The organism is Lysinibacillus sp. FSL M8-0134 (assembly GCF_038069745.1).
GTDB classification, from domain to species: domain Bacteria; phylum Bacillota; class Bacilli; order Bacillales_A; family Planococcaceae; genus Lysinibacillus; species Lysinibacillus irui.
In genome coordinates, this window is sequence record NZ_JBBPAJ010000001.1 from 436,824 (window position 1) to 462,786 (window position 25,963).

Below are 25,963 nucleotides of genomic sequence, written 5' to 3' on the forward strand. Positions count from 1 at the left end.
TTGTATGTTTTAGCAATCGACGGTGGTGGAACAAAAACAATTGCGACCGTTTCTACATTAAAAGGGAAAGTTATGGCGCTTGCTGAAACAGGTAAAAGCAATCCCACTTCAATGACATTAGAGCAATTTACACATACCATAACAGAACTGATAAATAAATTAAAAAGTCAACAGCCTCATTATTTTCAGCAAATTTCAAAATGTCATGCTGGACTGTCTGGTGTGACAGAAAATAATAATGAGGAAACGGCACAGACTTTATTAGAATCACTCTTACCAGAAGGCTGTCAACTCTCATTGTCGAATGATGGTTTAAACGCACTGTATGCTGGGACATTGGGACAACCTGGGATTGTTCAGATTTCTGGTACAGGTGCAATTACATTAAGTATAGATTCTTCTGGAAGAATTGAACGAACGGCAGGATGGGGTTACATTTTTGATGATGAAGGCAGTGGCTATGATATTGGTATTCGTACATTAAAAGCGGTATTTAAGGCATTTGATAATAGAGGCCCTAAAACTATCCTAACAGAGGCGGTATTAGAGTATTTTCAAGTTCAATCCGTCCCAAAAATAATTGAAATTGTTTATGGGGAAGGACATCCACGAGATATAATTTCCCCTTTAAGTAAAATTGCAATTGAATGTACTGAACTTGGTGACAAAGTAGCAAATACAATAATTGATCAAGTGTGCCATGTTTTTTACAAAAGTATAGATGCTTGTTATAAAAAAAATCCGTTTTCTGCTAAACGTGTCAAAGTAGTGCTCGCTGGTGGAGTTTTTCATGAGTTGACGCTATTTACTAGAAAATTAACTGCTATTGATAAAAAGTATAGCAACCATTATGATTTCATAGGAGCTTACAGCATACCGGTGGGTGGCGCAGCATTAGCAGCATTGCAATTACCTATAAATGAAGCTAAGTTATTTATTGATCAATATAATGAAAGTATCCAGGAGTTCTTGGGCTAATGAACAAATTGTAAATCCCCCTTTAATCGAGCAAGTAGAGAGTGTAAGGATTCTCTCTCTACTTGCATTTTATTAGTTCTCCTAATCCTCTACCTTAAACATATAACCCTTATAAGATTTATGAATAATCATGACGATTCCCATAAGCATGAAATTCGATAACAATGAACTACCACCATAACTTAAAAATGGTAAGGTTACACCTGTGACAGGCAGGAGACCAATCGTCATACCAATATTTTGAGTAATTTGGAAGGCTAGTAAGCTGGAAATCCCTGCGCCCATTAAAGTCATAAAGGGGTCCTTCGCTTCTACTGTAATAAGAACAATACGGTAAATAACGAAAAATAGTAGGGCAATCACAAAGGCTCCACCCATAAAACCCAACTCCTCCGCTATGGCAGAAAATATAAAATCGGTGTGCTTTTCAGGTACATAGACATTGTTGTTGAGATAACCCTTGCCTGCTAATTCCCCAGATCCGATGGCTAAAAAGCCTTGGCGAACTTGAAAAGATGAATCTGTATATTCATAGGGCTGAAGCCATCCATAAATCCTAGAAACTTGGTGTCCTGACAAGGAACCTAAAATTTTCTCTGTAAAAAATTCATTAAATCTGACATAGAGCACTAAGATAGTACTAATTATCACTAATGGGATGGCAGTAAAAATGACAAGAAGCTTTTTTTGAATACCTGAAAAGAAGATCATTGGTAAGATCATTGCCATATACAACATTACCATTCCTGTATCGGGTTGTTTATAAACAAGAAGGGTAGGAGGAAGGACAATAAGCCCGATTTTTATGAGTAGCCATAGATCGGCTAGATAAGAGGGGCGTACATTTTTCTCTTGATGTGCAATAATGACCTTACTCACAACAATTAAAAAGGCGAACTTTAAAAATTCTGATGGCTGGAGAGAGCCTAAAAACGGTATTTGATACCAAGATTTAGCTTGATTGATGGTCCTAGCTATACTCTCTGGTGCAATGATTAGTCCAGCCGTTAATAGTACTATCAATCCATAAAATGGCCAGCCAATCCTTTTTAATTGTTCAATATCAAGTAGGGAAATTCCAAACATGATAAAAAAACCAATAAAATAAAATATAAATTGCTTAATAATGAAGGAACTAGAATATTGAGCGAAGTTGACACTACTAGAATGGACAAAAAGGCAGCTAATACCACCTAGCAGAAGAAGACTTACTATTAAACTACCGTCCAATCTCTTGAGTTGCGACAAATGTAACACCTCCATTCTCTATATACTATAAACGTTGGGAATGCATGGAAGGTTTCAGGAAGTGAATTGGTGTTATTTAGAATCAATAGTATGAAATAAAAAGTATATTAAAATGCTTATATAGAACTATCGAATGGGCAAAAACTCTTAATTCTTCGCGTAATCTTTACAAAAACATAACACTGGCTTTATATCCTCATACTATTATTATTGGTAAGAGTTGGAGAAGGAGCCAAGGATCATGCATTTTTTTCGTTTCATAAAGGTGAAGGACAAGTTACTTGTACTCATGATTGTTTGTGTATTATCGAATGTATTGCTAGGTGTGTTTAGTGTAGATTATTTGAGGAAGATGTCGTGGCATGCAAGTGAGAGTTACACACAGGGACTTGTCCCAATTAGTTTGCTAAATGAGCTTGAAGAATCACAGCGTCAACTAGACTTTATAGTAGATGCTAAGGGTGATTATCAAGAAATGACTGTCGTTTTAAAAGACATGACTATGCCTATTGAGCAACTAGATAGCCAGGAAATCGATAAAAAAATGAGTCATCAGATCAAAAAATATAAAGCTTTGTTCAAGGAGCAGGAAAATTTGATTGAGGACTATAAGCAATTGAACCAAGGAGAGCTAGAGCAGTTTTATTCGCAGACTTTTCTACCCATAAGTCAAGAAAGTCATACATTATTAGAAGAAACACAAAATTATTTAGTTGAAAGAGCTAAAGATCGACAAAAATCTTATCAGAAAGATGTGCAATTTGGATATTGGTTACTAGGGGGTGTATGTTTAACGGTTGTGATGCTTGTCATTCTGATCGGATTTATTGCAACCCAATCAGTCAATGTGCCAACGCGCCAATTAAAGTCATTATTAAAACGAGCAGAGCAAGGAGATTTCACTGCAAATGCTAGTTATGTGGCCCATGATGAGCTTGGTGAGGTAGTATTGTCGTACAATCAAATGACTACTGAGGTGAAGCGTTTACTCCATACTGTAACGGATAGTGCTTATGAAGTAGAGGAAATGACAGGTAAATTACAAGAATCCTCAGAGCAATCATCAACAACAACGTTAAAAATTGCAAAGGATGTACAATCTATTGCTGATTCAACGGCAGCTTCTACAAGCAAATTAGCTTCCAATACGGCTTCCTTAGAGGAAGTTTTACATGATGTACAGGTCATCTTAGAGAAAGTGCAGGTCGTGGAAAGCTTCGCACATCATACAGCACGAGATGCAGAAAGCGGAACAGAAATTGTACAGGCTAATTTAGCACAAATGAAGGCTATTAAGGAGGCTGTTGAAAAATCCAATACAGCGATCTTTAATTTGGTTGAGCGTGCATCATCGATTGATCAAATGATTGAGGTCATTGAAAAAATAACAGCACAAACCAACTTATTAGCGTTAAATGCATCTATCGAAGCTGCTAGAGCAGGAGAACATGGAAAGGGATTCGCGGTTGTTGCTAATGAGGTACGCAAGTTAGCAGAACAGACGGTCCAATCAACACAAACGATTACATCTATTGTCCAGAATATCCATTTAGATTCGAGCTATGCCGTACAAATGATGGAGGGCGTGTTGGTGGCAACTGAAAAAGGTGTTGCTGTAACAGGGCAAACTGCGTCAAGCTTCGATCAAATTTTAGAAAAAGTACATACTATTAAGCCTTATATGATGGAAGTAACTGCCACTGTTCAAGAGATTGCCAATCACACAAAGACAGTAAGTGAGGATGCTGTTATGTTAACAGCTTTATCGGATACGAATACCATGTCTACTAAGCATGTTGCTACACTAACAGCAGACCAATTGGCAGCACAGGAACAATTCAATAATTATATTAAAGAATTGCGCAAAGTATCAAAAGTTTTGCAAATAGCTGTAAAACGTTTTTCGATATAATTTATTCTCAAAGAAAAATGTTGAAAGGGAATCTCCTATGAGAAAGGGGATTCTTTTTTTGTTTGTTTATAAAATAGAGTTAACAACAAAATGTGTATCCTTCAGATGTACAAATGTGTTTTGTATATTTTTGTAGCACAATATTTTTTATGAGTTCATATACTGAAAGTAAGGGATTGTTTGTTCCTTTTAAGGAATATCGTTAATATAATTGTTGTATTTTCAAAACGAACACATTATAATGAATTTCATTGAAAGTGTTATTAAATCAATGTTTATCAATATATTTTTGTACTTTCCATAAGTACAATTGTTCACATGTGGAGGTTTTGAGAAATGAAAAAGATAATTGTTACTGGGGCACTTGGTCAAATAGGTTCTGAGCTTGTAGAAAAACTTCGTGGTATTTATGGAGAGGACAATATACTTGCTACAGATATTAGAAAGCTTGAACATACTAAGGGCCCATTTGAAATATTGGACGTGACAGATGGACAAAGAATGCATGATCTAGCAAAGGATTTCGGTGCAGATACGATGATGCATTTAGCGGCATTATTATCTGCTACTGCTGAAAGAAATCCATTGTTAGCTTGGAATTTAAATATGGGTGGATTAATGAATGCATTGGAAGTTTCACGAGAGTTAAATATGCAATTTTTCACGCCAAGCTCTATTGGAGCATTTGGCCCATCTACACCGAAGGAAGATACACCGCAGGATACTTTGCAACGACCAACGACAATGTATGGCGTTAATAAAGTAGCGGGTGAGTTACTATGTGATTATTATTTTAATCGTTTTGGCGTTGATACACGTGGTGTACGCTTCCCTGGATTAATTTCCTATGTAACACCTCCAGGTGGTGGTACGACTGATTATGCGGTAGAGATTTTCTATGAATCGATCGAACAGGGCAAGTATACATCTTATATCCAAGAGGGTACGTTTATGGATATGATGTACATGCCAGATGCTTTACAAGCTATTGTAGATTTGATGGAGGCAGATGGTAATAAGCTAGTTCATCGTAATGCTTTTAATATTACAGCAATGAGCTTTGAACCGTCGCAAATTGCAGCTGAAATCAAGAAACACTTACCGAATTTCACAATGGACTATCAGGTGGACCCAGTGCGTCAGGCTATAGCAGATAGCTGGCCAAACTCTTTAAATATAGAAGCAGCCCAAAAAGAATGGGGCTTTAAAGCAGAGTATGATTTAGCTAAAATGACAGTTGATATGTTAGAAAAACTGAAAATTAAGCTGCATAAAAAGGCAATTTCATAATAGTTTTAGGGGTAAGCTACAGTGTTTTAGAGGTAAATCCTAATGGCAAATAATATTACAGAAATTTACTAAAATAAAGTAAAAAGAGCGATGTCCCAAAAAGGGAGATCGCTCTTTTACAATACTATTTTGTTAACATATGGAAAACTTGTTCAACGTCTTTATCACCACGACCTGAGATATTAATAATAATGCTTTCCTCAGATGGTAAAGTTGGTGCTAATTTTAGAGCGTATGCAACTGCATGTGAGCTTTCAAGGGCAGGAATAATACCTTCGACCTTTGAAAGTACTTGAAACGCCTCTAAAACTTCTTCGTTTGTAACAGTTACATACTCCGCACGGCCAATTGTTTTCAAATGACTATGTTCTGGACCTGCTCCAGGGTAATCTAGACCAGCTGCAATTGAATATGTTGGTAGGGGATTTCCTTCATCATCTTGTAACACTAAACATTTGAAGCCATGTAGCTCCCCAGGCGTCCCTTCGTTTAATGTAGCAGCTTGATCGGGTTCGATTCCAATAAGACGAACGCTTTCATCTGCAATATAATCAGCAAATGCTCCAATGGCATTACTACCACCGCCGACACAGGCAAGGACGGCTGTTGGAAGCTTTCCTTCCTTTGCTAAAATTTGCTCACGACTTTCACGGCTAATGACAGATTGAAAATGTTTAACCATTGAAGGGAAAGGATGTGGTCCAACTGCTGAGCCTAATAAATAGAATGTTGTTTCATAGTTTTCTACTAAATCAGCGAACGCTTCATCAACCGCATCTTTTAAGCGGCCTTGTCCTTTATCAACAGCTACTACTTTCGCACCAAGAAGCTCCATACGAAACACATTTAATGCCTGACGTTTTGTATCCTCCAAGCCTATATAAATGGTGCAATCCATTCCGAACATGGCACAAGCAGTTGCCGTTGCTACACCATGTTGTCCAGCGCCTGTTTCGGCAATAACGCGATTTGCTCCCATACGTTTAGCAAGTAAAATCTGGCCTAATACATTATTGATTTTATGTGAGCCTGTATGGTTAAGATCTTCACGTTTTAAATAAATTTTTGCGCCACCTAATTGCTTTGTTAAATTTTCTGCAAAGTAAAGAGGGGATTTACGTCCAACGTATTCACGGAAATAGTAATCCAATTCTTTCTTAAAGTCTTCATCATCTTTATACTTTTGGAAATTCTCGTCTAAAATAGTTAAGACATTTTGAAGCTCCTCTGGAACAAAGCTTCCTCCAAATTCACCAAAATAACCTTTTTTCTCTACTACTGTACTCATCTTTACTCGACTCCTCTATACTATTTTTCCATAAAAAAAAGCCACTCCAATCCTCATAAAAAGGACGAGTAACCGTGGTGCCACCTTGATTCGCATTTATGCGCGCTCTTCTACTCCGATAACGGGGAGTGGGTCGGCCTTACATTTGGATAAGGCTGCTCTGAAGTCCATTCACAAGTACATACTACTGGTTTGCACCTACCACCAGCTCTCTTGAAGTTACAGTGCTTGCTACTACTCTTCTTCCTTGCATTTATTAGAAAGAATTGTAGAATATTTTCAGAATAGTGTCAAGAAAAAAAGACGAATCCTAAGACTCGTCTGTTAAATCAAATTTTTAAAGTGAAGACGTTTATTTAGTCCATACATAATAGGTGCACCAACTGCTAACACAACAAACTCACCAGCAGCCACTGTTAGCCAAGTCCAGAAGAATGGAAGCTCTAAAGCTAAGTTTAGTTCAAAGGCAATGATAAACATAGTGCATGTAAATAAAAATGTATTAATAATTAAACGTGCCCAAATATTTTTGACAAATTTACAGATTAAAATGAACAGTCCAAGTGTGATCATAGAATGACCAACACCAAACACTAAATCGTAAATGCCAAGTGGTGAAAAAAGATTGGAGATCAATACACCAATAATGATCCCTACGGCAAAGCGTGGATTAAAGGCCACTAGATGGTTAAAAATCTCGGATACGCGGAACTGTACTTCTGTAAAACCAAACGGTGCAACAAGCATTGTCACAGCAATATATAAAGCTGCAATAATACCACTTGCTGCTAAAAATTTTATCTTCATATTCATTTCTCCTTAGTTTTTTTTCGTGGGATGGTTACGAACCACGGTGCTTTCACACAAGTAAACATTTTATTATAGATATCTAGTAGAAGTCAAATGTCAGACTTTGTCCACAATGACCTAGCGTCGCAAAATTGTCATAAATATTTTTTACTATGTTAAAAAAGAAAACGAATAACTAAAACAGCGTAGTTTAGCGGTTTAAAGCGCCAAATTGAATGATTAACTAAAATATTTTGTCAAATTTAAAAGTCAGAACATTCATAATGTTGTTGACGAGGCTCAATAATAACGATAATATAGCGATACATTCACACTTTGTTTGGATAAAGTGCGATAGATATTTTAGTTATTAATCGGGGGGATTATTTGTGAAGGGCAATGTAAAAAAGCTGTCATTCCTTCTTTTTGGATTAGTGTTACTTCTTGCTGCCTGTGGTAGTGGTGGTTCTAGTTCAACGGATTCAAAAGGGAATGAATCAAACAACGCAAGTGAGAGCGGAAATGCAGATGATAAAACATATAAAATCGGCATTACTCAAATTGTTGAACATCCATCTTTAAATGCAGCAACAGAAGGCTTTAAAAAGGCAATTGAAGATGCTGGATTAAAAGTTGAATATGATCCACAAATTGCACAAGGAGATAACAGTCTTAACACAACGATTGCTAACAATCTAGTGAGTGCAAACGTAGATTTAATTTTTGCTAACTCTACACCTTCTGCTCAAGCAGCTGCTACAGCTACAAGTGATATTCCAATCATCTTCACTTCTGTAACAGATGCTGTTGGTGCACAGTTAATCGAATCAATGGAGAAACCAGGAAAAAATGTTACAGGTACAATCGATTTACATCCTGAAACGATTTCTAAAACAGTAGCATTTCTAAAAGAGCTTGGCGCAAAGAATGTGGGTATGGTCTACAATGCTGGTGAGCAAAACTCTGTAGCACAAGTTTCAGAAGTGAAAAAAGTTATGGGTGAGCAGGGCTTAACGGTTGTAGAAGCTTCGGCATCCACTTCAGCAGATGTGAAACAAGCAACAGAATCGTTAATTGGTAAAGTAGATGCTTTCTATATTATTACTGATAACACAGTGGTTTCTGCGTTAGAATCTGTTATTGATGTTGCTAACACAAATAAATTACCACTTATCGTAGGAGAGCTAGACTCTGTTGCACGAGGCGGTTTAGCTGCTTATGGTTTCGAATATTTTGATATTGGCTATGAAGCTGGACAAATGGCTGTGAAAATTTTAAAAGGTGAAGCTACACCTGCTGATACACCAGCACAATATCCACAAAATTTAAAACTACTAATCAATAAAAAGGTAGCGGATGATTTAGAAATTGAAATTAAAGATTCTTGGGGTGCAGAACTTCTAGAAAAGTAAAACGAAGCGGGGGAGAACTATCCCCGCTTTATCTTCATTTATAAGCGGTATAAATAAAAAAGAGATTTAGGAGATGATTCAACGATGTTTTTAGCATTATTTGGCGCAGTGGAGCAAGGAATCATCTATGCAATTATGGCACTTGGTGTATATTTAACATTTCGGGTGTTAGATTTTCCGGATTTAACGGTTGATGGAAGCTTTGTAACAGGGGCGGCAACTGCAGCAACAATGGTCTTGCTTGGCTACCACCCAATCTTAGCGACTTTAGTGGCAATTGTTGCTGGATTTATTGCTGGATGTATAACAGGAATTCTCCACACGAAAGGGAAGATTAATCCGCTATTATCAGGGATATTAATGATGATTGCATTGTACTCAATAAACCTACGTATTATGGGGTTAACTGCAGAAAATACGATAGGTCGCCCGAATATTCCACTGCTAAATTCAGAAACGATATTTTCAAAGTTTCAAACATTTTGGAGTAATTTAGGGATCGATGATGCTCTTAATAACCTATTAAAAGGCATGGGATTTCAGCATGTACCAGGTACATGGAGTGTGCTGATTGTCGTATTAATCATCACGATTTTAATTAAATTATTAGCAGACTGGTTCTTAAAGACTGAGGTAGGGCTTGCTATTCGAGCAACTGGTGATAATAAACGAATGATTCGTAGCTTCTCAGCAAATACAGATACACTTATCATTCTAGGTCTAGGACTTTCTAATGCACTTGTCGCATTTTCTGGAGCTTTAATCGCACAATACTCGAAGTTCTCCGATGTTAGTATGGGGATTGGTATGATTGTTATCGGTCTTGCTTCGGTTATTATTGGTGAAGCCATTTTTGGTACAAAAACAATTATTCGTACTACTTTTGCAGTCATTGCTGGCGCGATCATTTATCGTATTATTCTAGCATTAGCTTTACGTGTAGATTTCCTTGATTCAGGAGATATGAAATTAATTACAGCAATCATCGTTATTTTGGCACTTGTCTTACCGCAATTTATCAACAAGACTAAGGAGCGCAAACGAAAGGCGAAACGTGCTGCAGAACTTAAACCAGTAAAAACTGTAGAGCGAGGGGGAAAAGGCCTTGCTTAAATTACATGGCATTAATAAGGTGTTTAATGAAGGAACACCAGATGAAAAAATTGCACTTGCAGAAATTAATCTTCACTTAAAACCAGGGGATTTTGTGACAATCATCGGTAGTAATGGAGCAGGGAAGTCTACGATGATGAATATGATTTCAGGAGCTTTAACACCTGATTTTGGGACAGTGTCCATCGATGGTAATGATGTGACGAATTTACCTGAATATAAACGCTCGCAATATATTGGTCGTGTGTTCCAAGATCCAATGGCAGGTACAGCACCTGCTATGACAATTGAAGAAAACGTCGCATTAGCATACTCAAGAAATAAGAGCAGAGGCTTACGTATCGGTGTAGATAAAAAGCGCCGTGAATTTTTCAAGGAATCATTAGAGATGCTTGGTTTAAATCTTGAAAATCGACTTTCCGCAAAAGTAGGCCTACTGTCAGGTGGGGAACGCCAAGCATTGTCATTATTAATGGCTACATTCACGAAACCGTCTATTTTATTGCTGGATGAGCATACAGCTGCACTTGATCCATCTCGTGCAGAGTTAATTACTCGGATTACAAAGTATCTAGTGGAAAAAGATAATTTAACGACATTAATGGTCACGCATAATATGCAACAAGCTTTAGATTTAGGGAATCGTCTTATAATGATGGATAAAGGGCAAATCATTTTAGAGGTTGGTGAAGATCGTAAACATGAATTAACCATCCCAGATTTAATGGCTGAATTTGAACGCATACGTGGTGAAAAAATGAATTCAGATCGTGCTTTATTAGGATAATTTGGAACGCTAAAAGGAATCGAGAACTTTCACGCTCGATTCCTTTTGTTATTTTCTTAAGTTGATGACCAAATCAATTCACCTGCTAAGCAGTGAGACTCTTTATTTTAAACTAGTAAGCCAAATAGTTGAATGTCATTGTTTACTTCTTTGTATTTGAAGCCAAACTCATTCATTCGCGCTAGCAACCCTTCATAATCAGCTCGATCGCCAAGTTCAATACCGACTAAGGCAGGACCACTTTCTTTATTGTTTTTCTTAGTATATTCAAACGTAGTGATGTCATCATTTGGTCCTAGCACACTAGTGAGGAATTGGCGTAGTGCGCCTGCACGTTGAGGGAAGCTGACAATGAAGTAGTAAAGCAACCCTTCATGAATAAGCGACTTTTCCTTAATCTCCTGCATTCGTCCAATATCATTATTACCACCACTAATAATGACAACGACTGACTTACCTTTAATTTCTTCCTTATAAAAATCAAGAGCTGCAACTGACAGTGCTCCAGCAGGCTCGGCAATAATCGCATGTTTATTATATAGATCTAAGATTGTTGTACAAACTTTGCCTTCAGGTACAAGTAGTATGTCGTCTAAATAGCGACGACAAACATCATATGTGTGATGACCGACGCATTTTACTGCAGCTCCATCGACGAATTTGTCAATCCAATCAAGAGCCACCGCACCACCTTCAGCAAAAGCAGCTTTCATACTGCCCGCTCCAGCTGGTTCGACACCAATAATTTTACTAGAAGGGGAGAGGTTTTTCACGTAGGCAGAAACGCCTGACATTAAGCCACCACCGCCTATACTACCAAATACGTAGTCGATTGGTTCCTCCATGTCATTCATAATTTCAACTGCTACAGTTCCTTGACCCGCAATAACATCGAAATCATCAAATGGATGAATGAAAATTTTACCGTGTTCCTCACAGTAACTTAACGCGCTTTCGGCAGAGTCATCAAATGTATCGCCTGCTAAAATAATCTCTACATATTCACGGCCAAACATGCGGACTTGATCTATTTTTTGCTTAGGTGTTGTTTGGGGCATAAAAATGCTAGCTTGAATTTTTAATTGTGCACAGGCGTAAGCTACACCTTGTGCATGATTTCCTGCACTTGCACAGACCACACCCGCATTGCGTGCTTCATCTTCAATTTTTTTAATTTTATAATAGGCACCACGAAGTTTGAATGAGCGTACATGCTGTAAATCTTCGCGTTTAAAATAAATATTTGCTCCGTATTTCTCGGATAAATAGTCGTTTTTTTGTAGTGGCGTATGCACAACTACATCTTTTAAAAAATGATGTGCAATTAAGACATTCTCTACTTGCACGGTTCTAGTATCAGCAACTTCCATAGTATTCATCCTCCGTTATACGTTTAAAACATTCATCTATAATAGCACACTTTTTTTGCTTTTTGTGATTAATTTTTAGTAAATTCTAAATTTTCCGTGTCTATTTTAAAATGTAAGCGTTTTATCAAATAAATACAACTCTCATAACAAAAATGGTCAAGCATATACTAGATTAGCTTAGGACAAGTGGGAGGGTAAATGGTGGAGATCATTCAAGGAATTCTATCTACATATAGGCAATTTTTTGATTGGGCCATGTGGCAGGAAGTATTGACCGACCCTGTATCTTGGGGGCTAATTTCCTCATTAATTATAATAGAAGGATTGCTGTCAGCCGATAATGCACTAGTATTAGCAGTACTCGTTAAACATTTACCAGATAAACAACGTAAACGAGCGTTAATGTATGGGATGTTAGGTGCCTATTTTTTTAGATTTTTATTCATTGGTATAGGGGTATACCTTGTAGAGTTTTGGTTTATTAAAGTGTTAGGTGCTTTATATTTGGCTTGGCTCTGTGTGGCTCATTTTCTTCACATAGGGAATGAAGATAGTGTGAAAGAAGTAAAAAAATCAGGATGGATGGTACGTTTTTTTGGCACCTTTTGGGCAACGGTCATCTCTGTTGAACTAATGGACATTGCATTTTCAATCGATTCCATATTTGCTGCCTTTGCCGTATCAGATCAAGTGTGGGTGCTTTTAATTGGAGGAATGTTAGGGATTTTAATGATGAGAACGATTGCAGGTGTTTTTTTAATCATTATCGAAAAAATTCCTGAGCTCGAAGCAACAGCCTTTATAATTATTGGGGTCATTGGCTTAAAAATGTTAGTGAGTGTTGTCAATATCCATATACCACATTATTTATTCTTCTTATTCTTAGTAGTTGCTTTTCTAATCACCATGGTTGTGCATATTATGAATAAAGTAAGAGCTTCCTAATAAAAACGTTCTGTTCTCAAAGATAAAATGAGAACAGAACGTTTTTTATTTTACATATTTGTCAGGATCAACAATATAGAATTTTTCAACATTGAGCCAGCTCTCACTCATTGGTTCACCGTCATCAATGCGTTTTTCAGTTTCCTGCATCATCCAGCCCGTTTGTGATGCATGGGCTTGTAATGCTTTTAATTTGTCCATTCTCATTTCACGAATATCGTAGACAATATGCGGTTCACCATTTTTTTCAATCGTATCATTGGCAAAAGCGCATCCAAATACTTGTGGACGAGCAGCCTTTGGCATACGGCGTACAGCCTCTACAACAGCACGCGCTGTTGCTTCGTGGTCTGGATGAACTGCAAAACCAGGTAAGAATGTGAAAATTAAAGAAGGCATTAGCTCTTCAATTAGACCTTCCACTAATTTTACCATTTTCTCATCATCTTCAAATTCAATTGTTTTATCTCGCAAACCAAGCATACGTAAATCTTGAATACCCATTGCCTCTGCTGCTGCTACTAGTTCCTTACGGCGGATTTCAGGTAAGGACTCACGCGTTGCAAAGGGTGGATTACCTAAATTACGTCCCATTTCGCCTAATGTTAAACAGGCATATGTAACAGGTGTATTCATTTTCTTTGTATAGTAGGCGATTGTACCGGCAACTGAAAAAGCCTCATCATCTGGGTGAGGGTACACAATTAAAATATGACGTTGTGGTTGTAAATTCAAATAGTCGTCCCCCTTAGTAACTAAATGGCGTTTCACTAATTTCAAGTGCAATCGCCAATTTTCCAGAATAGTCTAGTCCAGCCATTAATAAACGGCCTAAATCATCTAATTCAAAATGTGTAATGCCTTGTGCATAAACCCAACCATGAGGTAATTTTAAACCAACACGATGCGGTGCATGATCTACCACTTTAGCAAGCTCATAATTAATCTTAGCATTGCGAATAAAAGCACCTGCATTAAAGAATTTTTCATCATAGTGTGCTGCATAAGAACCGTTTGTCGTCTCAAGATGAATATAAACGTCTTTGTTGGCGAAAGAATTCAGCAATTCTTGCAACGTCTCTACTTGTACTTCTTGCATCTTAACACTCCTCTCGATCATTTCTCCTTTTAGTATAGTAAAAAAAATTCGCAAAGGGAAATTGATTGCTTTGGTATTAAAAATTCATGATTTATTTACATTGAGCCTCGGAGTTATTGCTACTTACACTTTGTTTTGGAAGTAGATAAATAAACGCCAAGATTTTTTCAGACTGGCAAGTAAAATTTAGCGAGAATGTTTAACTAAACAAACTCATACATGTCTCTAATAAATCTGAGACGTCTTCAAGGTAAATGAATCATCATCTCTTAATCTATGATAAATTTTTAAGCAATATTCTTGAAAAAATTATTGTAATGTATCAATATAGGGAGTGTGAAAATAAATATGTACAAAATGTGTCGTTTTGTATTGTATCCATCTTCACATCCTAATAGATATTGCAACCATGACTTCTTCCTAAATCGTGTGTGTAGACAGCTCCAGCTGTTAGAGGGAGTATTATTTCGGTAATAACGAACTCTATCTTGGTACAATAGATGACGTTCCTTTAACAGGTATACAGGTTGCTGTGAAAAAGGAAGAAAAATGAAGCTCATTATCATAGTATAGTAAAAAACCGCGATTCTCTTTTATGACGGAGAGTCGCGGTTTTTTATTGAGTTTTTGTGTAGGCTATGTATTCGTTAGTATCGATTAAGCTTGCGCTCTATCGCATCTAAACGATTGTTCATATTTTGTAGCTGCTTATACATTTGCCTCATATAAAGATTTTGATCTTGGGTTTCAGTTGTCTTGGCTTGTGCTAATTCTTCCTCCTCCTGCAGAGCTAATATGGTGGCAAGGGTGGATAATGAGTAACCAAGTGTTAATATAATGGAAGAAATTACTTCAACTTTTGAAGAGGTGATTTCTCCTGCTAGTAATCCTGATTCTTCCGTTACGTCCTCTATCTTGTTTTTTTTCATCTTTTCCCCTCCCATACAGCTAATATATGGGATACGAAGTCCTAACGTATCTTGTCCCATTTTAACTTTAGCTGAGACGTAAACAATAAAGAATCGTTTAAAGATTGTAATATTCTGAAAATTAAATAAAACTTGAAAACAGGGGAAAGAAAGGTGGCAGCGACTGCATTATTAACCTTTGTAGCATTAGATGACAATAAAAAACCTGCGTTAGTTCCCCGTGTTATCCCCGAAACGGTGGAGGAAACGAGGTTGCATGAAACTGCTTCAGAGCGAGCAAAGGCACGTGTTGAGCGTAAAAAGGAAAGTAAGGCTTTAGCCCAATTTATTTCAATAAATGACCCATGGGATTATAGGCTTGAGATGATGGAGAAATATCTGTAAAGAAAAGGGATGTCTCAAATAACTTTTGAGGCCATCCCTTTCTTAATTAAACTTCAGTTACTGTTACTTGTGGAGCACCATAACGGGATTTTGCTCCGTGCATGACTGGACCAACATAGTCATTTAGAGCCCAGCCATGTGCGATGGCAGCTGATACAAATTCTTTTGCCTCAATAACAGCATCTTTAATAGAAAGACCGTTGGCAAGGTTTGCCGTTACAGAAGCAGCAAATGTACAGCCTGCACCATGGTTATTAGTCGAAGCAACTTTCTCGGATTCTAATAGGAAGAATGTTTCTCCATCGAAGAATAGGTCTGTTGCTTTTTCTGTTGCTAGTGCTTTTCCACCTTTGATGACAACAGCTTTTGCACCTAGTTGATGGATTTTTCGTGCTGCTGTTTTCATTTCATCTATTGTTTTGGGTGTACCTGTCCCAGCTAATTGTCCAGCCTCGAAAAGATTAGGTGTTGTGACTGCTGCTAATGGTAAAAGATGTTGTATCATAGCATCTGTGTTACCAGGGTTCAGGACTTCATCTTCTCCCTTACATACCATCACAGGATCGATGACAACATTTGTAGTGCCTGATTTTGCGATAGCCTCACCAGCAATACGAATGATTTCTTCAGTTGATAACATACCTGTTTTAATGGCATCAATACCTGTAGAAAGAGCTGTGTCAATTTGCTTTTGTAAAAGCTCTGTTGGGAGTGGAGTAACATGATGTGTCCAGCCGTTCGGATCCATTGTTACGACAACTGTTAAAGCTACCATACCATATGTACCGTGCTCTTGAAATGTTTTTAGGTCGGCTTGCATCCCAGCTCCGCCTGATGTATCTGAACCAGCAATTGTTAATGTTTTTTTTAGAGTCATGTAAAAGATCTCCTTTATCGTAATTAAATTTACCATTTAGTATAGTCTGAATCTGATTCTATAAAAATAGCCAGAATATGATATTTATATAAGGTCAGTTTGAAATGACGCTTGAATTCAAGATTAATTTTTTGTACCGTTGTAAGAAGAGAAAGGGGCTTAATGGACGATGAAACAAGTATTCCCGAATGATTGGCAAGAAATACTCGCTAAAGAGATGGAAAAACCATACTATCAACAACTACGCCAATTTATAGCAAATGAATATTCCACACAAACTATTTATCCACCAATGGATGATGTAATGAATGCATTTTATACAACAGCTTACCATGATGTAAAGGTAGTGATTTTAGGACAAGATCCTTATCATGGTCCAAATCAAGCACATGGCTTAAGCTTTTCAGTTAAGCCAGGTATTCCGCATCCACCTAGCTTACGAAACATGTTTCAAGAGCTACAAGATGATATTGGCTGTCCTATTCCTAAAAATGGAACATTAACAAAATGGGCAGAGCAAGGTGTCATGCTTTTAAATACGGTTCTTACGGTGCGAGCGGGACAGGCACATTCTCATAAAGATCAAGGGTGGGAGCAATTTACCGATGCTGTAATTGATCAATTGGCAGCTAGGGAAGAACCACTTATTTTTGTACTTTGGGGTAAACCAGCACAGCGAAAAAAACAGCTGATACGAAAATATAAAACACCTCATGTCATCCTCGAGGCGCCACATCCGAGCCCTCTAAGTGCATACCGAGGATTTTTTGGAAGTAAACCATATTCAACAATTAACCAGCAATTAGAGGAGTGGGGCAAACAACCCATTGATTGGTGTTTAGCATAGATTGGCACAAATCGTTTGCTTTATACCCTCTACAAATCATGATACAGTTATTATAGAAGAAAGTGAGGGACGATGATGAAGGTGAATTGTTTTAAGTGTCAGTTCTTTAAAGTAACCTGGGACCCACAAACCCCACGAGCTTGTGCAGCATATGGCTTTAAAACAAAGCAAATACCATCCGTTGTCGTTAAACAATCCTCAGGTATGGATTGTTTGAAATTTGTACCAAAAGTAGAAAGTGGGAGAATGTAATGATTCCTTATCAAGCCGTTATACAACAACTTGAAAAACAATTATCTGGTGCAAAAAATGCAGGGAATGATCAACAAATTCGCGAAGCTCTTATAGCCATTCGAGCATTATGTGATGTGGTGTTAGATTCTCCAAGTGATACCGCATCAATCACACCTCCTAAGCATTTACCACAAATGCTTGTGGCAGAGTCAAAACCATCAACTTTATATACTTCAAAGATTGAAGAAGATGGAGCAAATGGTGATTCCATTTTTGATTTTTAATCCATTTTAAAGGTAGGGTAACGAGAAATGAAAAGATTTATCGTGTCAGGTGCTCTTCACGGCCTATTAGCAGTGGCATTTGGTGCATTCGGTGCACATGCGTTAAAGGAAGTTTTAGATGAATATAGTCGAGGTATTTGGGAAACCGCAGTCCAATATCAAATGTTTCATGCTACGGGCTTGCTAGTTATTGGCCTACTAATGAGCTCTAAACTATTTGGTGAAGTGAAACAATTAAATGTGGCAGGTATTTTCTTTAACCTTGGGATTGTTTTCTTTTCAGGTAGCTTATATGTATTAGCAATAAGTGGTATAAAAGTGTTGGGTGCCATTACACCGATTGGTGGCGTCCTATTTTTAATAGGATGGTTACTCATTATTTTATCTGCTCTAAAACATGCTCGCTAATGAATTATGTCTCTCTTGCACTATGTGTAGGAGAGTTTTCTTTGTTATAAACAATTACTCTCAATGTAAATCGTATTCATTTAACAAGTTATTATAGTACACTACTATTACTTGTAATATTTTGAAAATATAAAAAGTGAGGTTGTGGAAGCATGGAAAAACTATTTACATTCATAGATCGTTACTATGATGAGATGGTAGGAATTCGTCGGCACTTACACGAATACCCTGAATTATCCTTTGAGGAAGAGAAGACGCCAGCTTATATAGCTGCTTTTCATAGAGAATTGGGCCATGAGGTTCGTGAAGGTGTAGGGGGGCGTGGTGTAGTAGCCATATTACACGGTAATAAACCTGGCAAAACAGTAGCATTGCGAGCTGATTTTGACGCTTTAGCTATACAAGAGGAAAATGATGTTCCCTATAAATCTAAAGTACCTGGAATAATGCATGCTTGTGGGCATGATGGTCATACAGCCACATTGCTCGGGTTAGCTAAGGCACTTAATGCGATGAAGGACGACATAGCAGGCAATGTAGTTTTTATTCATCAGCATGCTGAAGAAGTGGCACCAGGTGGAGCAAAGCCAATGATAGAGGACGGATGTTTAGATGGGGTAGATGTTATTTTTGGTACACATCTATGGGCACCTACACCATTAGGAGAAATTTTAGTGAAAGATGGCGCAATTATGGCTGCCGCTGATAAAGTAGAAATTGCGATCCAAGGAAAGGGTGGTCATGGTGCAGAGCCACATCACTCCATTGATGCTGTAACCCTTGCCTCACAATTTGTCATTAATGCTCAACAGCTTGTTTCAAGACGTATTGATCCATTAAAATCAGCTGTGTTAACAATCGGTCATTTCGAGGCAATTAATCCGTTTAATGTTATTGCTGACCGAGTGGTACTGGCGGGAACAATTCGTACATTTGAAGAAGAGGTGCGGACACAAATAGAGCGAGAGCTAGAAGCAGTATTGAATGCAACTTGCCTTGCATTCGGGGCAAGCTATGAGTATCGCTACTCAAGAGGCTATCCACCTGTTTATAATCATCAGAAAGAAACCGATTTCGTGACTGAGCTAGCTTCAACTGTACCAGGTGTAGCGCACGTAAGAACATGTCCACCGTTTATGGTTGGGGAGGATTTTGCTTATTATTTAGAAAAAGTACCGGGTACATTCTTCTTCACCGGTGCTAAAAAGCCAGAGTGGGAAACGGCCTATCCTCATCATCATGCCCGCTTTGATTTTGATGAACGTGCCATGCTGATTGCTGCAAAAACTTTAGGTAAAGCAACATTAGCGTATTTAAAAGGAAATGAAATCGAGTAAACGATAAAAAATCCGCATACGCTCATTGACCATTTGTCAGTGAGCGTATTGCGGATTTTTACACTAGAAAATACAATTATGGATTCTGATTAAAATAAGCCATTTCTTCATCATACTCAGCGAAATCAAAATAAATCATAGGGAATAGGAAACGATGATTGGATTTAAGTTCACGGATAATGACATGATCCCGTCCAGCGGCTTCCACTACACCACGCACAGTTTTTGTGTTTTTTCCCTGTTCTACTGCATGCTCAAAAGAAAAATGGAAGGTAGCTGGTTTTCCTCGATTCAATCTTAAAATATTTTCTATATAGGACTCTTCGCGACCAGGTGGTCTTCCGCTTGGAAGTGTCACTGGAGGAGGAGTCATTTGTTGTTGCGTTGTTGGTGTCCAATAATAAGGCATCATCAATTATCGACCTACTTTCTTTTTAAATTTGAGGACAATCTTGTTCAGTTGGCGAGAAAAAGCAATGAGATTTGAATCTGCCAGTATTCCACTGGCCATACCATTGTGCAGGACATTCACCTGCAGGCATGAAAAACCATAAGGAGCGGGTCGCTGGATGAAATCGTTCGCCTTGAATCACCCGTTTTGCTAACCGAATATCTTGATCACGTGCTCGTTGATAAAAATAACTTTTTTGAGTCGCTTCAAAGCCTCCTGGACGTTGATAAACCATCTGCTCAATTGTTCTAATATCACCAAAGTCTAAACAATCACCCCTTACACGATTAACACCAACATTCCCAACCATTAACATGCCTAGCTCTCCTTCACCTTCTGCTTCGGCACGCATAAGTCTTGCTAGTAGGGCTGTTTGTGCATCATTCGTCTTGATAACAGCGATTTTCATACCTCCTCGCAGACAGTATATGCACGAGGGTATTGTAGACATGTTCAATTTTGATAAGAAAGACAATCACACATCAAAGTTAGTATGCATATAGTAGTAATAACGACAAATGCCCATAAATTAATTGATAATCCTACAAGTTCCATAGTTTTTTAGATAAAACGGGTAAATAGAAAAAGATAGAAATAGGGGAACGTGAAATGAATTGCATGTGTATTCCATACATGTGAGGTGATGGGTAATGGAAATTGGGGTTTGGTTCGGGATTTTATTAAGTGCAGTATTAGCCTTTCTACTAGGAGAGTTTTATGGACAGCCACTCCATTGGTACCTCTTTATATTAATTATTGTGATTGGCTTTTTTATTCAAACGGTTATTTTAATTTTAAAGGTAAAGGATGAAAGCTCTTAAGGAAGTATGTGGAGGTTAAAATCTACTGGATAAGAAAGTGTCATCGTAGAGGGATGGCGCTTTTTTATCTTGGATCTGGCGAAGCGTTATAAGAATATATCCTCAAAAAAGATGAATCTTGCCTAGACGTAAAACTTTTACGTAGCAAGTATAGTAACTATTAACCGAGACATACTAAAGATGAAATAATATATGCATTTATGAAGGAGCGTATCCATGCGTATTTTTAGTATGTTTGTAGCCATTATTATCAGTGCTTTTTTGGCAGTAGCAATAGCAGAATACTACAATCAACCATATAATGGGTATTTGATTTTTCTGATGATTCTTACTGGATTTTTTATTCATATCATTATTTTAATATTTGAATCCGAGAATGCTGAAGAAAACGAAATTTAAAAATGCGAGTCCATAGCAGGGACTCGCATTTTTAATTGGTATTAAACAGTTAAGAATTTAACCAGTTTATCTTTATCCAGTAGGTTTCCGACGAAGAATTCACCGAACTCGCCGTAGCGTGCAGATACTTCATCGAAGCGCATTTCATATACTAATTTTTTGAATTGTAGCACATCATCAGCAAATAATGTTACGCCCCATTCGTGATCATCAAAGCCCACAGAACCTGTAATAATTTGCTTAACTTTACCAGCATAACCTCGGCCAATCATTCCGTGAGAACGCATTAATGATTTACGCTCATCCATTGATAGCATGTACCAGTTATCGTTCCCTTGACGGCGTTTATCCATCGGGTAGAAGCATACATATTTAGCACGTGGAAGTTCAGGATATAAACGTGCACGTACATGTGGATTTTGGTACGGATCTTCATTTGATTCGCCGGCTAAATAGTTAGAAAGCTCCACAACAGATACATAAGAGTATGTAGGAATTGTAAAATCAGCTATCGCTAATTTATTAAATTCTGCTTCAAGCTCTTGTAGCTCATCCATTGTTTCACGCAATGTCATAATCATAAAGTCAGCTTTTTGGCCAACGATTGCATAAAATGCATGTGCACCTGTTTTTGCGATATCAGCTTCGTTTAGCTTTTCTAAATAAGCAATAAATTCTTCTACTGCTGCCTGACGTTCTTCAGCAGAAACAAGTTTCCAAGAAGCCCAGTCGATTGAGCGGAAGTCATGTAAAGCATACCATCCATCTAATGTAATTGCTGCTTCATTCATTATTGAAAACACTCCTTTATAAGTGAATACCATTCAAAAATTAGTTTATCATAGTTTGTACAAAATCCCTAAATTCATGATAGTAGTTCACGAATTTGACACCAACTAGAGATAATGTATGCTAAGAGAAGAGATGTAGATAGAGGAGTACCAATATGAAAAGTATGTTACAACAGCCAATTTGGCGTTTTTATGATCAATCGATTAGTGCAAAGCAAAGATCACCGTTAGAATCATTTGCGACAGATGATACGTTGTGTCAATTAGTTGGGCAATTAACTTCGCCGCCAACAATTCGTACCTGGGTTCATGAGGCTTCGGTTGTACTTGGTATTCAAGATCATCGTTTACCTTATGTTCAACAAGGTATGGAATTACTAGAGTCTAGAGGCTATCATCCTATCGTTCGTAACTCGGGTGGATTAGCGGTAGTGCTAGATGAAGGAGTTCTCAATATTTCTATTATATTGTCTGAACAAACTCAGTCACTTAGCATTAATGATGGCTATGATGTAATGGTAGATCTTGTGAAGGGGTTGTTCCCAGAAGTAGCTACTAAAATTGAGGCTTATGAAATAGTAGGCTCTTATTGTCCAGGATCTTATGATTTAAGTATTGAAGGGAAAAAATTTGCAGGCATTTCACAAAGACGTCTACGCCAAGGAGTAGCTGTTCAAATCTATTTATGTATTGAAGGAAGCGGCTCACAACGTGCTGCACTTATTCGTGACTTTTATGAGGAAAGTTTGCAACAGGCAGAGACAAAGTTTGTGTATCCTCAAATTGTGCCTGAAGTCATGGCTTCGCTTTCAGAACTTGTCGATCCAAATTTAACAGTAGAGGCGGTTGTCATTCGTCTTCAGCAACTACTTCATCATTTAGCTGAGGAAGTTCGTCCTCAATCTTTCGATAATGAGGAATTAAAGCTATACGGTTTTTATTTACAGCGTGTTTTCGAGCGCAATGCCAAAATGCTTGAACGAAAGTCATAGACTCATTATATGAAACATAAAAAAGGCGATGCTGCTAATTAAGCGCATCGCCATTTTCTGATTGATAAATAGAGCTGCTTGTTACAAGGTTGCCGTTTTTCTCCATTTTGAAAACAGGCGCAATTCGCTCTTCCTCTTCATCTAATGTAACAAGTCGTCTAGCGCGATTCATAATTTGAACAAATTGCTCGTAATCCTTGCGAATCGCTCGATTTTCTTCTTCTAGTTTTGTAATAGTTTTCTCTAGCTTTTTATTTTTCTCAGATGTTACATGTACAAGCTGTCTCCATTTTGAAGATTCATTTCCTACTTCACCAGAATGCTGTAAACGTAGTAAATAGGCTATAACAATATCAAGAGAAAGAGCAGATAGTGGAATTGATTTTCCTTCTGCTGCACTACTATTTACTGTAAACATACTAGAAGCACGTCGTCTTGCTGGTGCTCCCAACACTCGCATTCTCTCTTTTCTTTCCTTCTTTGCTTCTGCTAATTGTTCCTCGTATTCTTTACGAACAACCGCATTCCAACGAAAACCACAGGCTGCAGCAGTACGGTTCAATGCATCACCAGCTTCTTCAAAGGCATTGAGCTGTGTGCTACCTTCCGTTACATGTCGAATAACCGCCTCTGCTAATAATTCATCGTTTTCTTTTAACCAAGCATCTTGTCTTACTTTACTCATTTTTTAAATCCTCCCACCTTTATTGGTAACTTGTTATTTAAGACTAGCATGACCAATCTTTTAACCTTTTATTCATCTATGTAGAAGGAAATATGCTTGAATAGAAGGGGAAAAATGCGATACAATACCCGATGTAGGTTTGTACGTATGCTGCATACTTAAATATGTGAAGGTCATGCGTTCAATAGAGCGATATTTTTGTTTAAAAATACTATATAGAAAGGGTTGTTGACAAAATGGCAAACGAATTTAAAGTTTGCGATGAATGTCAGGCCGTTAACTTAAAAACGTTAATTCCAAAATTAAAGGAAATCGATCCTGATGCAACCATCGAAATAGGCTGTCATTCTTACTGTGGTCCAGGACGCAAAAAAACATTTACCTTTGTAAATAGCCGACCTGTTGCTGCCTTAACAGAAGAAGAACTTATGGAAAAGGTTTTAGCAAAATTAAAGAAATAAGTAAAACATCATGCTATCTCTACTTGTTAGGGATAGCTTTTGTTTTTGTTTATTTTTAGATGGCTTTAAATATTAGACCAATAGAATTTGGGGTAAATTGGATTATAGCTGAAAAAGGTTGTTAGTATCTATAGAAAAAAGGTAATAAGTATGCTAGTCCTAGATTTATCGCATATAATAGAACTATAACAAAATGGGGGTGCTATCCAAATGACATATGCAGACGCTAAATTGCAAGAAGAGAAAGTATTTAAAGACCCTGTTCACCGGTATGTACATGTTCGAGATCAAGTGATATGGGATTTAGTGGGTACAAGAGAATTTCAGCGTTTACGCAGAATTCGTCAGTTAGGTACCACATTTTTAGTATTTCATGGAGCGGAACACAGTCGCTTTAGCCATTCTCTTGGTGTTTACGAAATTGTCCGACGTATTGTAGACGATATTTTCGTAGGTCGCCCTGATTGGGATGAAGGTGAGCGACTATTAGTATTATGTGCAGCCCTTTTACATGATTTAGGACATGGACCATTTTCACATGCCTTTGAAAATGTCTTTGAGCTGGATCATGAATACTATACAAGGCAAATACTATTGGGCGATACGGAAGTAAATGCAGTATTAAAAAAAGTAGCAGATGATTTTCCTGAAAAGGTCTCGCAAGTAATTGAAAAGACATATCCAAATAAGCAAGTGATCAGTTTAATTTCAAGTCAAATCGATGCGGATCGTATGGATTACTTGCAGCGTGATGCTTATTTTACAGGTGTTAGCTATGGTCACTTTGATATGGAGCGGATTTTAAGAGTAATGCGCCCACGTAAAAACCAAGTGGTAATAAAAGCAACAGGTATGCATGCAGTGGAAGATTATATTATGAGTCGATATCAGATGTATTTACAAATTTATTTCCACCCAGTGTCCCGTAGCGCAGAAGTGATTTTAAATAATATTCTTAAACGAGTAAAACAATTAAGCTTAGCAGGTTATACATTTAAGCATGAACCTACACACTTTCTAGCATTTTTCCGTAATGCTATCACACTAGAGGATTATCTTGCGTTAGACGAGAGTATACTTTTTACATATTTTCAGCTATGGATGCAAGAGGATGATGCTATTCTAAGTGATTTAAGTCGCCGCTTTGTTAACCGTAAGCTATTTCAGTACATTGATTTAGACCCTGGAGTCGAGTTAGATAAATATCAAAGACTCCAAGAGCTTTTCAAACAGGCTGACTTGAACCCAGATTATTATCTTGTGCACGATACAACGGCAGATTTGCCATATGATTTTTACAGACCTGGAGAGGAAGAAGTACGTGTACCGATATTCTTAGAAATGAAAAATGGTGAGCTACGGGAGCTTTCGCGAGAATCGATTATAGTTGATTCTATTTCAGGACGTATGAAGCGAGATCATAAAATCTATTTTCCATTAGATTTTTTAGAGGATACTACTACACATTCCGTTGTAAAAGAAGAAATACTAGCCTTGTTGAAAGGTCAAAAATAAAAATTAAATGTATAAAAATTTGTATATAAAAAAATAAATTTTCTGAATTATTGTGAAGAAACAGTAAAAGAACTCAATTTGAGTTTTCTTTTACTGTTTTTATTTATGTATAAATATAAATCAAATGGAAAATATTTAATTTTTAATAAGTAAATAAGCCTTAATTGTTTAGAATTTGTTCAGTTATCACTAATACAATATAATTCTATAATCCTAGGGGTGGTGAAGAATGTCGATTATGTGAATCTAAAGTAATGGGCGATGACATAATTATTTATATTATATTCTTGGATAATCGTTATTGCCTATTTAATGTG

The 25,963-nt window shown here is 37.4% G+C and carries 30 protein-coding genes, 1 riboswitch and 1 other annotated feature; of the genes, 18 read left to right on the top strand and 12 right to left on the bottom strand.

Annotated elements, in window-relative coordinates:
• Complete coding sequence (locus tag MKY49_RS02270) at nucleotides 1–978, top strand: N-acetylglucosamine kinase (protein ID WP_341385518.1); 978 nt, start codon at nucleotides 1–3, stop codon at nucleotides 976–978.
• Between the two features lie 81 nt (nucleotides 979–1,059).
• On the opposite strand, the gene MKY49_RS02275 is transcribed toward MKY49_RS02270, so the two are convergent.
• Nucleotides 1,060–2,226, bottom strand: a complete 1,167-nt coding sequence (locus MKY49_RS02275; protein WP_341385519.1) for an FtsW/RodA/SpoVE family cell cycle protein — start codon at nucleotides 2,224–2,226, stop codon at nucleotides 1,060–1,062.
• 241 nt (nucleotides 2,227–2,467) lie between these two features.
• Between MKY49_RS02275 and MKY49_RS02280 the strand changes: the two genes are divergently transcribed.
• On the top strand, nucleotides 2,468–4,138 hold the full coding sequence (locus MKY49_RS02280) for a HAMP domain-containing methyl-accepting chemotaxis protein (RefSeq protein ID WP_274795482.1): 1,671 nt from the start codon (nucleotides 2,468–2,470) through the stop codon (nucleotides 4,136–4,138).
• A gap of 336 nt (nucleotides 4,139–4,474) precedes the next feature.
• Complete coding sequence (locus MKY49_RS02285; protein WP_341385521.1) at nucleotides 4,475–5,428, top strand: L-threonine 3-dehydrogenase; 954 nt, start codon at nucleotides 4,475–4,477, stop codon at nucleotides 5,426–5,428.
• Between the two features lie 124 nt (nucleotides 5,429–5,552).
• Here MKY49_RS02285 and trpB read toward each other — a convergent pair whose 3' ends face one another.
• Complete coding sequence (trpB, locus tag MKY49_RS02290; protein ID WP_341385522.1) at nucleotides 5,553–6,716, bottom strand: tryptophan synthase subunit beta; 1,164 nt, start codon at nucleotides 6,714–6,716, stop codon at nucleotides 5,553–5,555.
• 57 nt (nucleotides 6,717–6,773) lie between these two features.
• Nucleotides 6,774–6,973 (bottom strand) — a binding site (T-box leader).
• Nucleotides 6,974–7,040: 67 nt separating this feature from the next.
• Nucleotides 7,041–7,523: a QueT transporter family protein gene (locus MKY49_RS02295; protein WP_274795485.1), complete on the bottom strand. Its 483-nt coding sequence runs from the start codon at nucleotides 7,521–7,523 to the stop codon at nucleotides 7,041–7,043.
• A 6-nt stretch (nucleotides 7,524–7,529) separates the two neighbouring features.
• A riboswitch (PreQ1 riboswitch) is annotated at nucleotides 7,530–7,574 on the bottom strand.
• A 320-nt stretch (nucleotides 7,575–7,894) separates the two neighbouring features.
• On the opposite strand from MKY49_RS02295, the gene MKY49_RS02300 reads away from it, so the two are divergent.
• From MKY49_RS02300 to MKY49_RS02310, 3 genes are all read left to right on the top strand, one after another.
• Entirely contained in the window at nucleotides 7,895–8,917 is a 1,023-nt protein-coding gene (locus MKY49_RS02300; RefSeq protein ID WP_322611236.1) for an ABC transporter substrate-binding protein, read from the top strand.
• Between the two features lie 84 nt (nucleotides 8,918–9,001).
• Nucleotides 9,002–10,030 carry an ABC transporter permease gene (locus MKY49_RS02305; protein ID WP_341385523.1) on the top strand — a complete coding sequence of 343 codons (1,029 nt, stop codon included), beginning with the start codon at nucleotides 9,002–9,004 and terminating at the stop codon, nucleotides 10,028–10,030.
• Complete coding sequence (locus MKY49_RS02310) at nucleotides 10,023–10,817, top strand: ABC transporter ATP-binding protein (protein ID WP_322611238.1); 795 nt, start codon at nucleotides 10,023–10,025, stop codon at nucleotides 10,815–10,817. Before MKY49_RS02305 ends, MKY49_RS02310 begins: the two co-directional genes overlap by 8 nt.
• Nucleotides 10,818–10,924: 107 nt before the next feature.
• On the opposite strand, the gene ilvA is transcribed toward MKY49_RS02310, so the two are convergent.
• Nucleotides 10,925–12,187 (bottom strand): threonine ammonia-lyase IlvA, encoded by a 1,263-nt coding sequence (ilvA, locus tag MKY49_RS02315; protein ID WP_322611239.1) that lies wholly within the window; start codon nucleotides 12,185–12,187, stop codon nucleotides 10,925–10,927.
• Nucleotides 12,188–12,388: 201 nt separating this feature from the next.
• Between ilvA and MKY49_RS02320 the strand changes: the two genes are divergently transcribed.
• Nucleotides 12,389–13,132 carry a TerC family protein gene (locus MKY49_RS02320; protein ID WP_274797260.1) on the top strand — a complete coding sequence of 248 codons (744 nt, stop codon included), beginning with the start codon at nucleotides 12,389–12,391 and terminating at the stop codon, nucleotides 13,130–13,132.
• A 45-nt stretch (nucleotides 13,133–13,177) separates the two neighbouring features.
• Here the strand turns inward: MKY49_RS02320 and bshB2 are convergent, their stop codons facing one another.
• The 3 genes from bshB2 to MKY49_RS02335 all read right to left on the bottom strand — a co-directional run bounded on the left by bshB2 (nucleotide 13,178) and on the right by MKY49_RS02335 (nucleotide 15,160).
• Nucleotides 13,178–13,867: a bacillithiol biosynthesis deacetylase BshB2 gene (gene bshB2 / locus MKY49_RS02325; protein WP_274795490.1), complete on the bottom strand. Its 690-nt coding sequence runs from the start codon at nucleotides 13,865–13,867 to the stop codon at nucleotides 13,178–13,180.
• A 13-nt stretch (nucleotides 13,868–13,880) separates the two neighbouring features.
• Entirely contained in the window at nucleotides 13,881–14,231 is a 351-nt protein-coding gene (locus MKY49_RS02330; RefSeq protein ID WP_274795491.1) for a YojF family protein, read from the bottom strand.
• A gap of 647 nt (nucleotides 14,232–14,878) precedes the next feature.
• Nucleotides 14,879–15,160 carry a hypothetical protein gene (locus MKY49_RS02335; protein WP_274795492.1) on the bottom strand — a complete coding sequence of 94 codons (282 nt, stop codon included), beginning with the start codon at nucleotides 15,158–15,160 and terminating at the stop codon, nucleotides 14,879–14,881.
• 153 nt (nucleotides 15,161–15,313) lie between these two features.
• Between MKY49_RS02335 and MKY49_RS02340 the strand changes: the two genes are divergently transcribed.
• The gene (locus MKY49_RS02340) at nucleotides 15,314–15,544 is read left to right on the top strand and encodes a hypothetical protein (protein WP_341385525.1); all 231 of its coding nucleotides are present in this window, start codon (nucleotides 15,314–15,316) and stop codon (nucleotides 15,542–15,544) included.
• A gap of 46 nt (nucleotides 15,545–15,590) precedes the next feature.
• On the opposite strand, the gene thiD is transcribed toward MKY49_RS02340, so the two are convergent.
• A complete protein-coding gene (thiD, locus tag MKY49_RS02345) occupies nucleotides 15,591–16,421 on the bottom strand; it encodes a bifunctional hydroxymethylpyrimidine kinase/phosphomethylpyrimidine kinase (protein WP_322611242.1) in 831 nt (276 codons plus the stop codon).
• A 169-nt stretch (nucleotides 16,422–16,590) separates the two neighbouring features.
• Between thiD and MKY49_RS02350 the strand changes: the two genes are divergently transcribed.
• From MKY49_RS02350 to MKY49_RS02370, 5 genes are all read left to right on the top strand, one after another.
• Nucleotides 16,591–17,268, top strand: a complete 678-nt coding sequence (locus MKY49_RS02350; RefSeq protein WP_341385526.1) for a uracil-DNA glycosylase — start codon at nucleotides 16,591–16,593, stop codon at nucleotides 17,266–17,268.
• Between the two features lie 75 nt (nucleotides 17,269–17,343).
• On the top strand, nucleotides 17,344–17,520 hold the full coding sequence (locus tag MKY49_RS02355; RefSeq protein WP_274797261.1) for a uracil-DNA glycosylase: 177 nt from the start codon (nucleotides 17,344–17,346) through the stop codon (nucleotides 17,518–17,520).
• Entirely contained in the window at nucleotides 17,520–17,786 is a 267-nt protein-coding gene (locus MKY49_RS02360) for a YwdI family protein (protein WP_274795496.1), read from the top strand. The genes MKY49_RS02355 and MKY49_RS02360 overlap by 1 nt, the downstream gene beginning before the upstream one ends.
• A gap of 27 nt (nucleotides 17,787–17,813) precedes the next feature.
• Complete coding sequence (locus tag MKY49_RS02365; RefSeq protein ID WP_274795497.1) at nucleotides 17,814–18,194, top strand: DUF423 domain-containing protein; 381 nt, start codon at nucleotides 17,814–17,816, stop codon at nucleotides 18,192–18,194.
• 152 nt (nucleotides 18,195–18,346) lie between these two features.
• Nucleotides 18,347–19,531, top strand: coding sequence for a M20 family metallopeptidase (locus MKY49_RS02370; RefSeq protein ID WP_274795498.1), 1,185 nt, complete (start codon nucleotides 18,347–18,349; stop codon nucleotides 19,529–19,531).
• 76 nt (nucleotides 19,532–19,607) lie between these two features.
• On the opposite strand, the gene gerQ is transcribed toward MKY49_RS02370, so the two are convergent.
• Together gerQ and MKY49_RS02380 are read right to left on the bottom strand one after the other, a co-directional pair.
• Entirely contained in the window at nucleotides 19,608–19,943 is a 336-nt protein-coding gene (gene gerQ / locus MKY49_RS02375; RefSeq protein WP_004227629.1) for a spore coat protein GerQ, read from the bottom strand.
• Nucleotides 19,944–19,965: 22 nt separating this feature from the next.
• Nucleotides 19,966–20,391 carry a cell wall hydrolase gene (locus tag MKY49_RS02380; protein ID WP_274795499.1) on the bottom strand — a complete coding sequence of 142 codons (426 nt, stop codon included), beginning with the start codon at nucleotides 20,389–20,391 and terminating at the stop codon, nucleotides 19,966–19,968.
• Nucleotides 20,392–20,632: 241 nt separating this feature from the next.
• Between MKY49_RS02380 and MKY49_RS02385 the strand changes: the two genes are divergently transcribed.
• Together MKY49_RS02385 and MKY49_RS02390 are read left to right on the top strand one after the other, a co-directional pair.
• Nucleotides 20,633–20,803 carry a hypothetical protein gene (locus MKY49_RS02385; protein WP_197278966.1) on the top strand — a complete coding sequence of 57 codons (171 nt, stop codon included), beginning with the start codon at nucleotides 20,633–20,635 and terminating at the stop codon, nucleotides 20,801–20,803.
• A 216-nt stretch (nucleotides 20,804–21,019) separates the two neighbouring features.
• Entirely contained in the window at nucleotides 21,020–21,202 is a 183-nt protein-coding gene (locus MKY49_RS02390) for a hypothetical protein (RefSeq protein ID WP_274795500.1), read from the top strand.
• Between the two features lie 41 nt (nucleotides 21,203–21,243).
• On the opposite strand, the gene hemQ is transcribed toward MKY49_RS02390, so the two are convergent.
• A complete protein-coding gene (gene hemQ / locus MKY49_RS02395) occupies nucleotides 21,244–21,993 on the bottom strand; it encodes a hydrogen peroxide-dependent heme synthase (RefSeq protein WP_274795501.1) in 750 nt (249 codons plus the stop codon).
• A gap of 155 nt (nucleotides 21,994–22,148) precedes the next feature.
• On the opposite strand from hemQ, the gene MKY49_RS02400 reads away from it, so the two are divergent.
• The gene (locus MKY49_RS02400) at nucleotides 22,149–22,985 is read left to right on the top strand and encodes a lipoate--protein ligase family protein (protein ID WP_312505010.1); all 837 of its coding nucleotides are present in this window, start codon (nucleotides 22,149–22,151) and stop codon (nucleotides 22,983–22,985) included.
• A 34-nt stretch (nucleotides 22,986–23,019) separates the two neighbouring features.
• On the opposite strand, the gene MKY49_RS02405 is transcribed toward MKY49_RS02400, so the two are convergent.
• Nucleotides 23,020–23,670, bottom strand: coding sequence for an RsfA family transcriptional regulator (locus tag MKY49_RS02405; RefSeq protein WP_274795503.1), 651 nt, complete (start codon nucleotides 23,668–23,670; stop codon nucleotides 23,020–23,022).
• Between the two features lie 236 nt (nucleotides 23,671–23,906).
• On the opposite strand from MKY49_RS02405, the gene MKY49_RS02410 reads away from it, so the two are divergent.
• Together MKY49_RS02410 and MKY49_RS02415 are read left to right on the top strand one after the other, a co-directional pair.
• Nucleotides 23,907–24,131: a DUF1450 domain-containing protein gene (locus MKY49_RS02410; RefSeq protein WP_049667962.1), complete on the top strand. Its 225-nt coding sequence runs from the start codon at nucleotides 23,907–23,909 to the stop codon at nucleotides 24,129–24,131.
• 210 nt (nucleotides 24,132–24,341) lie between these two features.
• Nucleotides 24,342–25,646: an HD domain-containing protein gene (locus MKY49_RS02415; RefSeq protein WP_341385535.1), complete on the top strand. Its 1,305-nt coding sequence runs from the start codon at nucleotides 24,342–24,344 to the stop codon at nucleotides 25,644–25,646.
• The last annotated feature ends 317 nt before the right edge of the window (nucleotides 25,647–25,963 follow it).

Coding starts and splice junctions, on each gene's coding strand:
- MKY49_RS02365 (WP_274795497.1), top strand. CDS start 17,814: ATGAAAAGATTTATCGTGTCAGGTGCTCTTCACGGCCTATTAGCAGTG.
- MKY49_RS02330 (WP_274795491.1), bottom strand. CDS start 14,231: ATGCAAGAAGTACAAGTAGAGACGTTGCAAGAATTGCTGAATTCTTTC.
- MKY49_RS02390 (WP_274795500.1), top strand. CDS start 21,020: ATGCGTATTTTTAGTATGTTTGTAGCCATTATTATCAGTGCTTTTTTG.
- MKY49_RS02415 (WP_341385535.1), top strand. CDS start 24,342: ATGACATATGCAGACGCTAAATTGCAAGAAGAGAAAGTATTTAAAGAC.
- ilvA (WP_322611239.1), bottom strand. CDS start 12,187: ATGGAAGTTGCTGATACTAGAACCGTGCAAGTAGAGAATGTCTTAATT.
- MKY49_RS02305 (WP_341385523.1), top strand. CDS start 9,002: ATGTTTTTAGCATTATTTGGCGCAGTGGAGCAAGGAATCATCTATGCA.
- MKY49_RS02295 (WP_274795485.1), bottom strand. CDS start 7,523: ATGAAGATAAAATTTTTAGCAGCAAGTGGTATTATTGCAGCTTTATAT.
- MKY49_RS02405 (WP_274795503.1), bottom strand. CDS start 23,670: ATGAGTAAAGTAAGACAAGATGCTTGGTTAAAAGAAAACGATGAATTA.
- MKY49_RS02410 (WP_049667962.1), top strand. CDS start 23,907: ATGGCAAACGAATTTAAAGTTTGCGATGAATGTCAGGCCGTTAACTTA.
- gerQ (WP_004227629.1), bottom strand. CDS start 19,943: ATGATGCCTTATTATTGGACACCAACAACGCAACAACAAATGACTCCT.
- MKY49_RS02380 (WP_274795499.1), bottom strand. CDS start 20,391: ATGAAAATCGCTGTTATCAAGACGAATGATGCACAAACAGCCCTACTA.
- MKY49_RS02355 (WP_274797261.1), top strand. CDS start 17,344: ATGAAGGTGAATTGTTTTAAGTGTCAGTTCTTTAAAGTAACCTGGGAC.
- trpB (WP_341385522.1), bottom strand. CDS start 6,716: ATGAGTACAGTAGTAGAGAAAAAAGGTTATTTTGGTGAATTTGGAGGA.
- MKY49_RS02350 (WP_341385526.1), top strand. CDS start 16,591: ATGAAACAAGTATTCCCGAATGATTGGCAAGAAATACTCGCTAAAGAG.
- MKY49_RS02335 (WP_274795492.1), bottom strand. CDS start 15,160: ATGAAAAAAAACAAGATAGAGGACGTAACGGAAGAATCAGGATTACTA.
- MKY49_RS02360 (WP_274795496.1), top strand. CDS start 17,520: ATGATTCCTTATCAAGCCGTTATACAACAACTTGAAAAACAATTATCT.
- thiD (WP_322611242.1), bottom strand. CDS start 16,421: ATGACTCTAAAAAAAACATTAACAATTGCTGGTTCAGATACATCAGGC.
- MKY49_RS02285 (WP_341385521.1), top strand. CDS start 4,475: ATGAAAAAGATAATTGTTACTGGGGCACTTGGTCAAATAGGTTCTGAG.
- MKY49_RS02280 (WP_274795482.1), top strand. CDS start 2,468: ATGCATTTTTTTCGTTTCATAAAGGTGAAGGACAAGTTACTTGTACTC.
- MKY49_RS02400 (WP_312505010.1), top strand. CDS start 22,149: ATGAAAAGTATGTTACAACAGCCAATTTGGCGTTTTTATGATCAATCG.
- MKY49_RS02370 (WP_274795498.1), top strand. CDS start 18,347: ATGGAAAAACTATTTACATTCATAGATCGTTACTATGATGAGATGGTA.
- MKY49_RS02385 (WP_197278966.1), top strand. CDS start 20,633: ATGGAAATTGGGGTTTGGTTCGGGATTTTATTAAGTGCAGTATTAGCC.
- hemQ (WP_274795501.1), bottom strand. CDS start 21,993: ATGAATGAAGCAGCAATTACATTAGATGGATGGTATGCTTTACATGAC.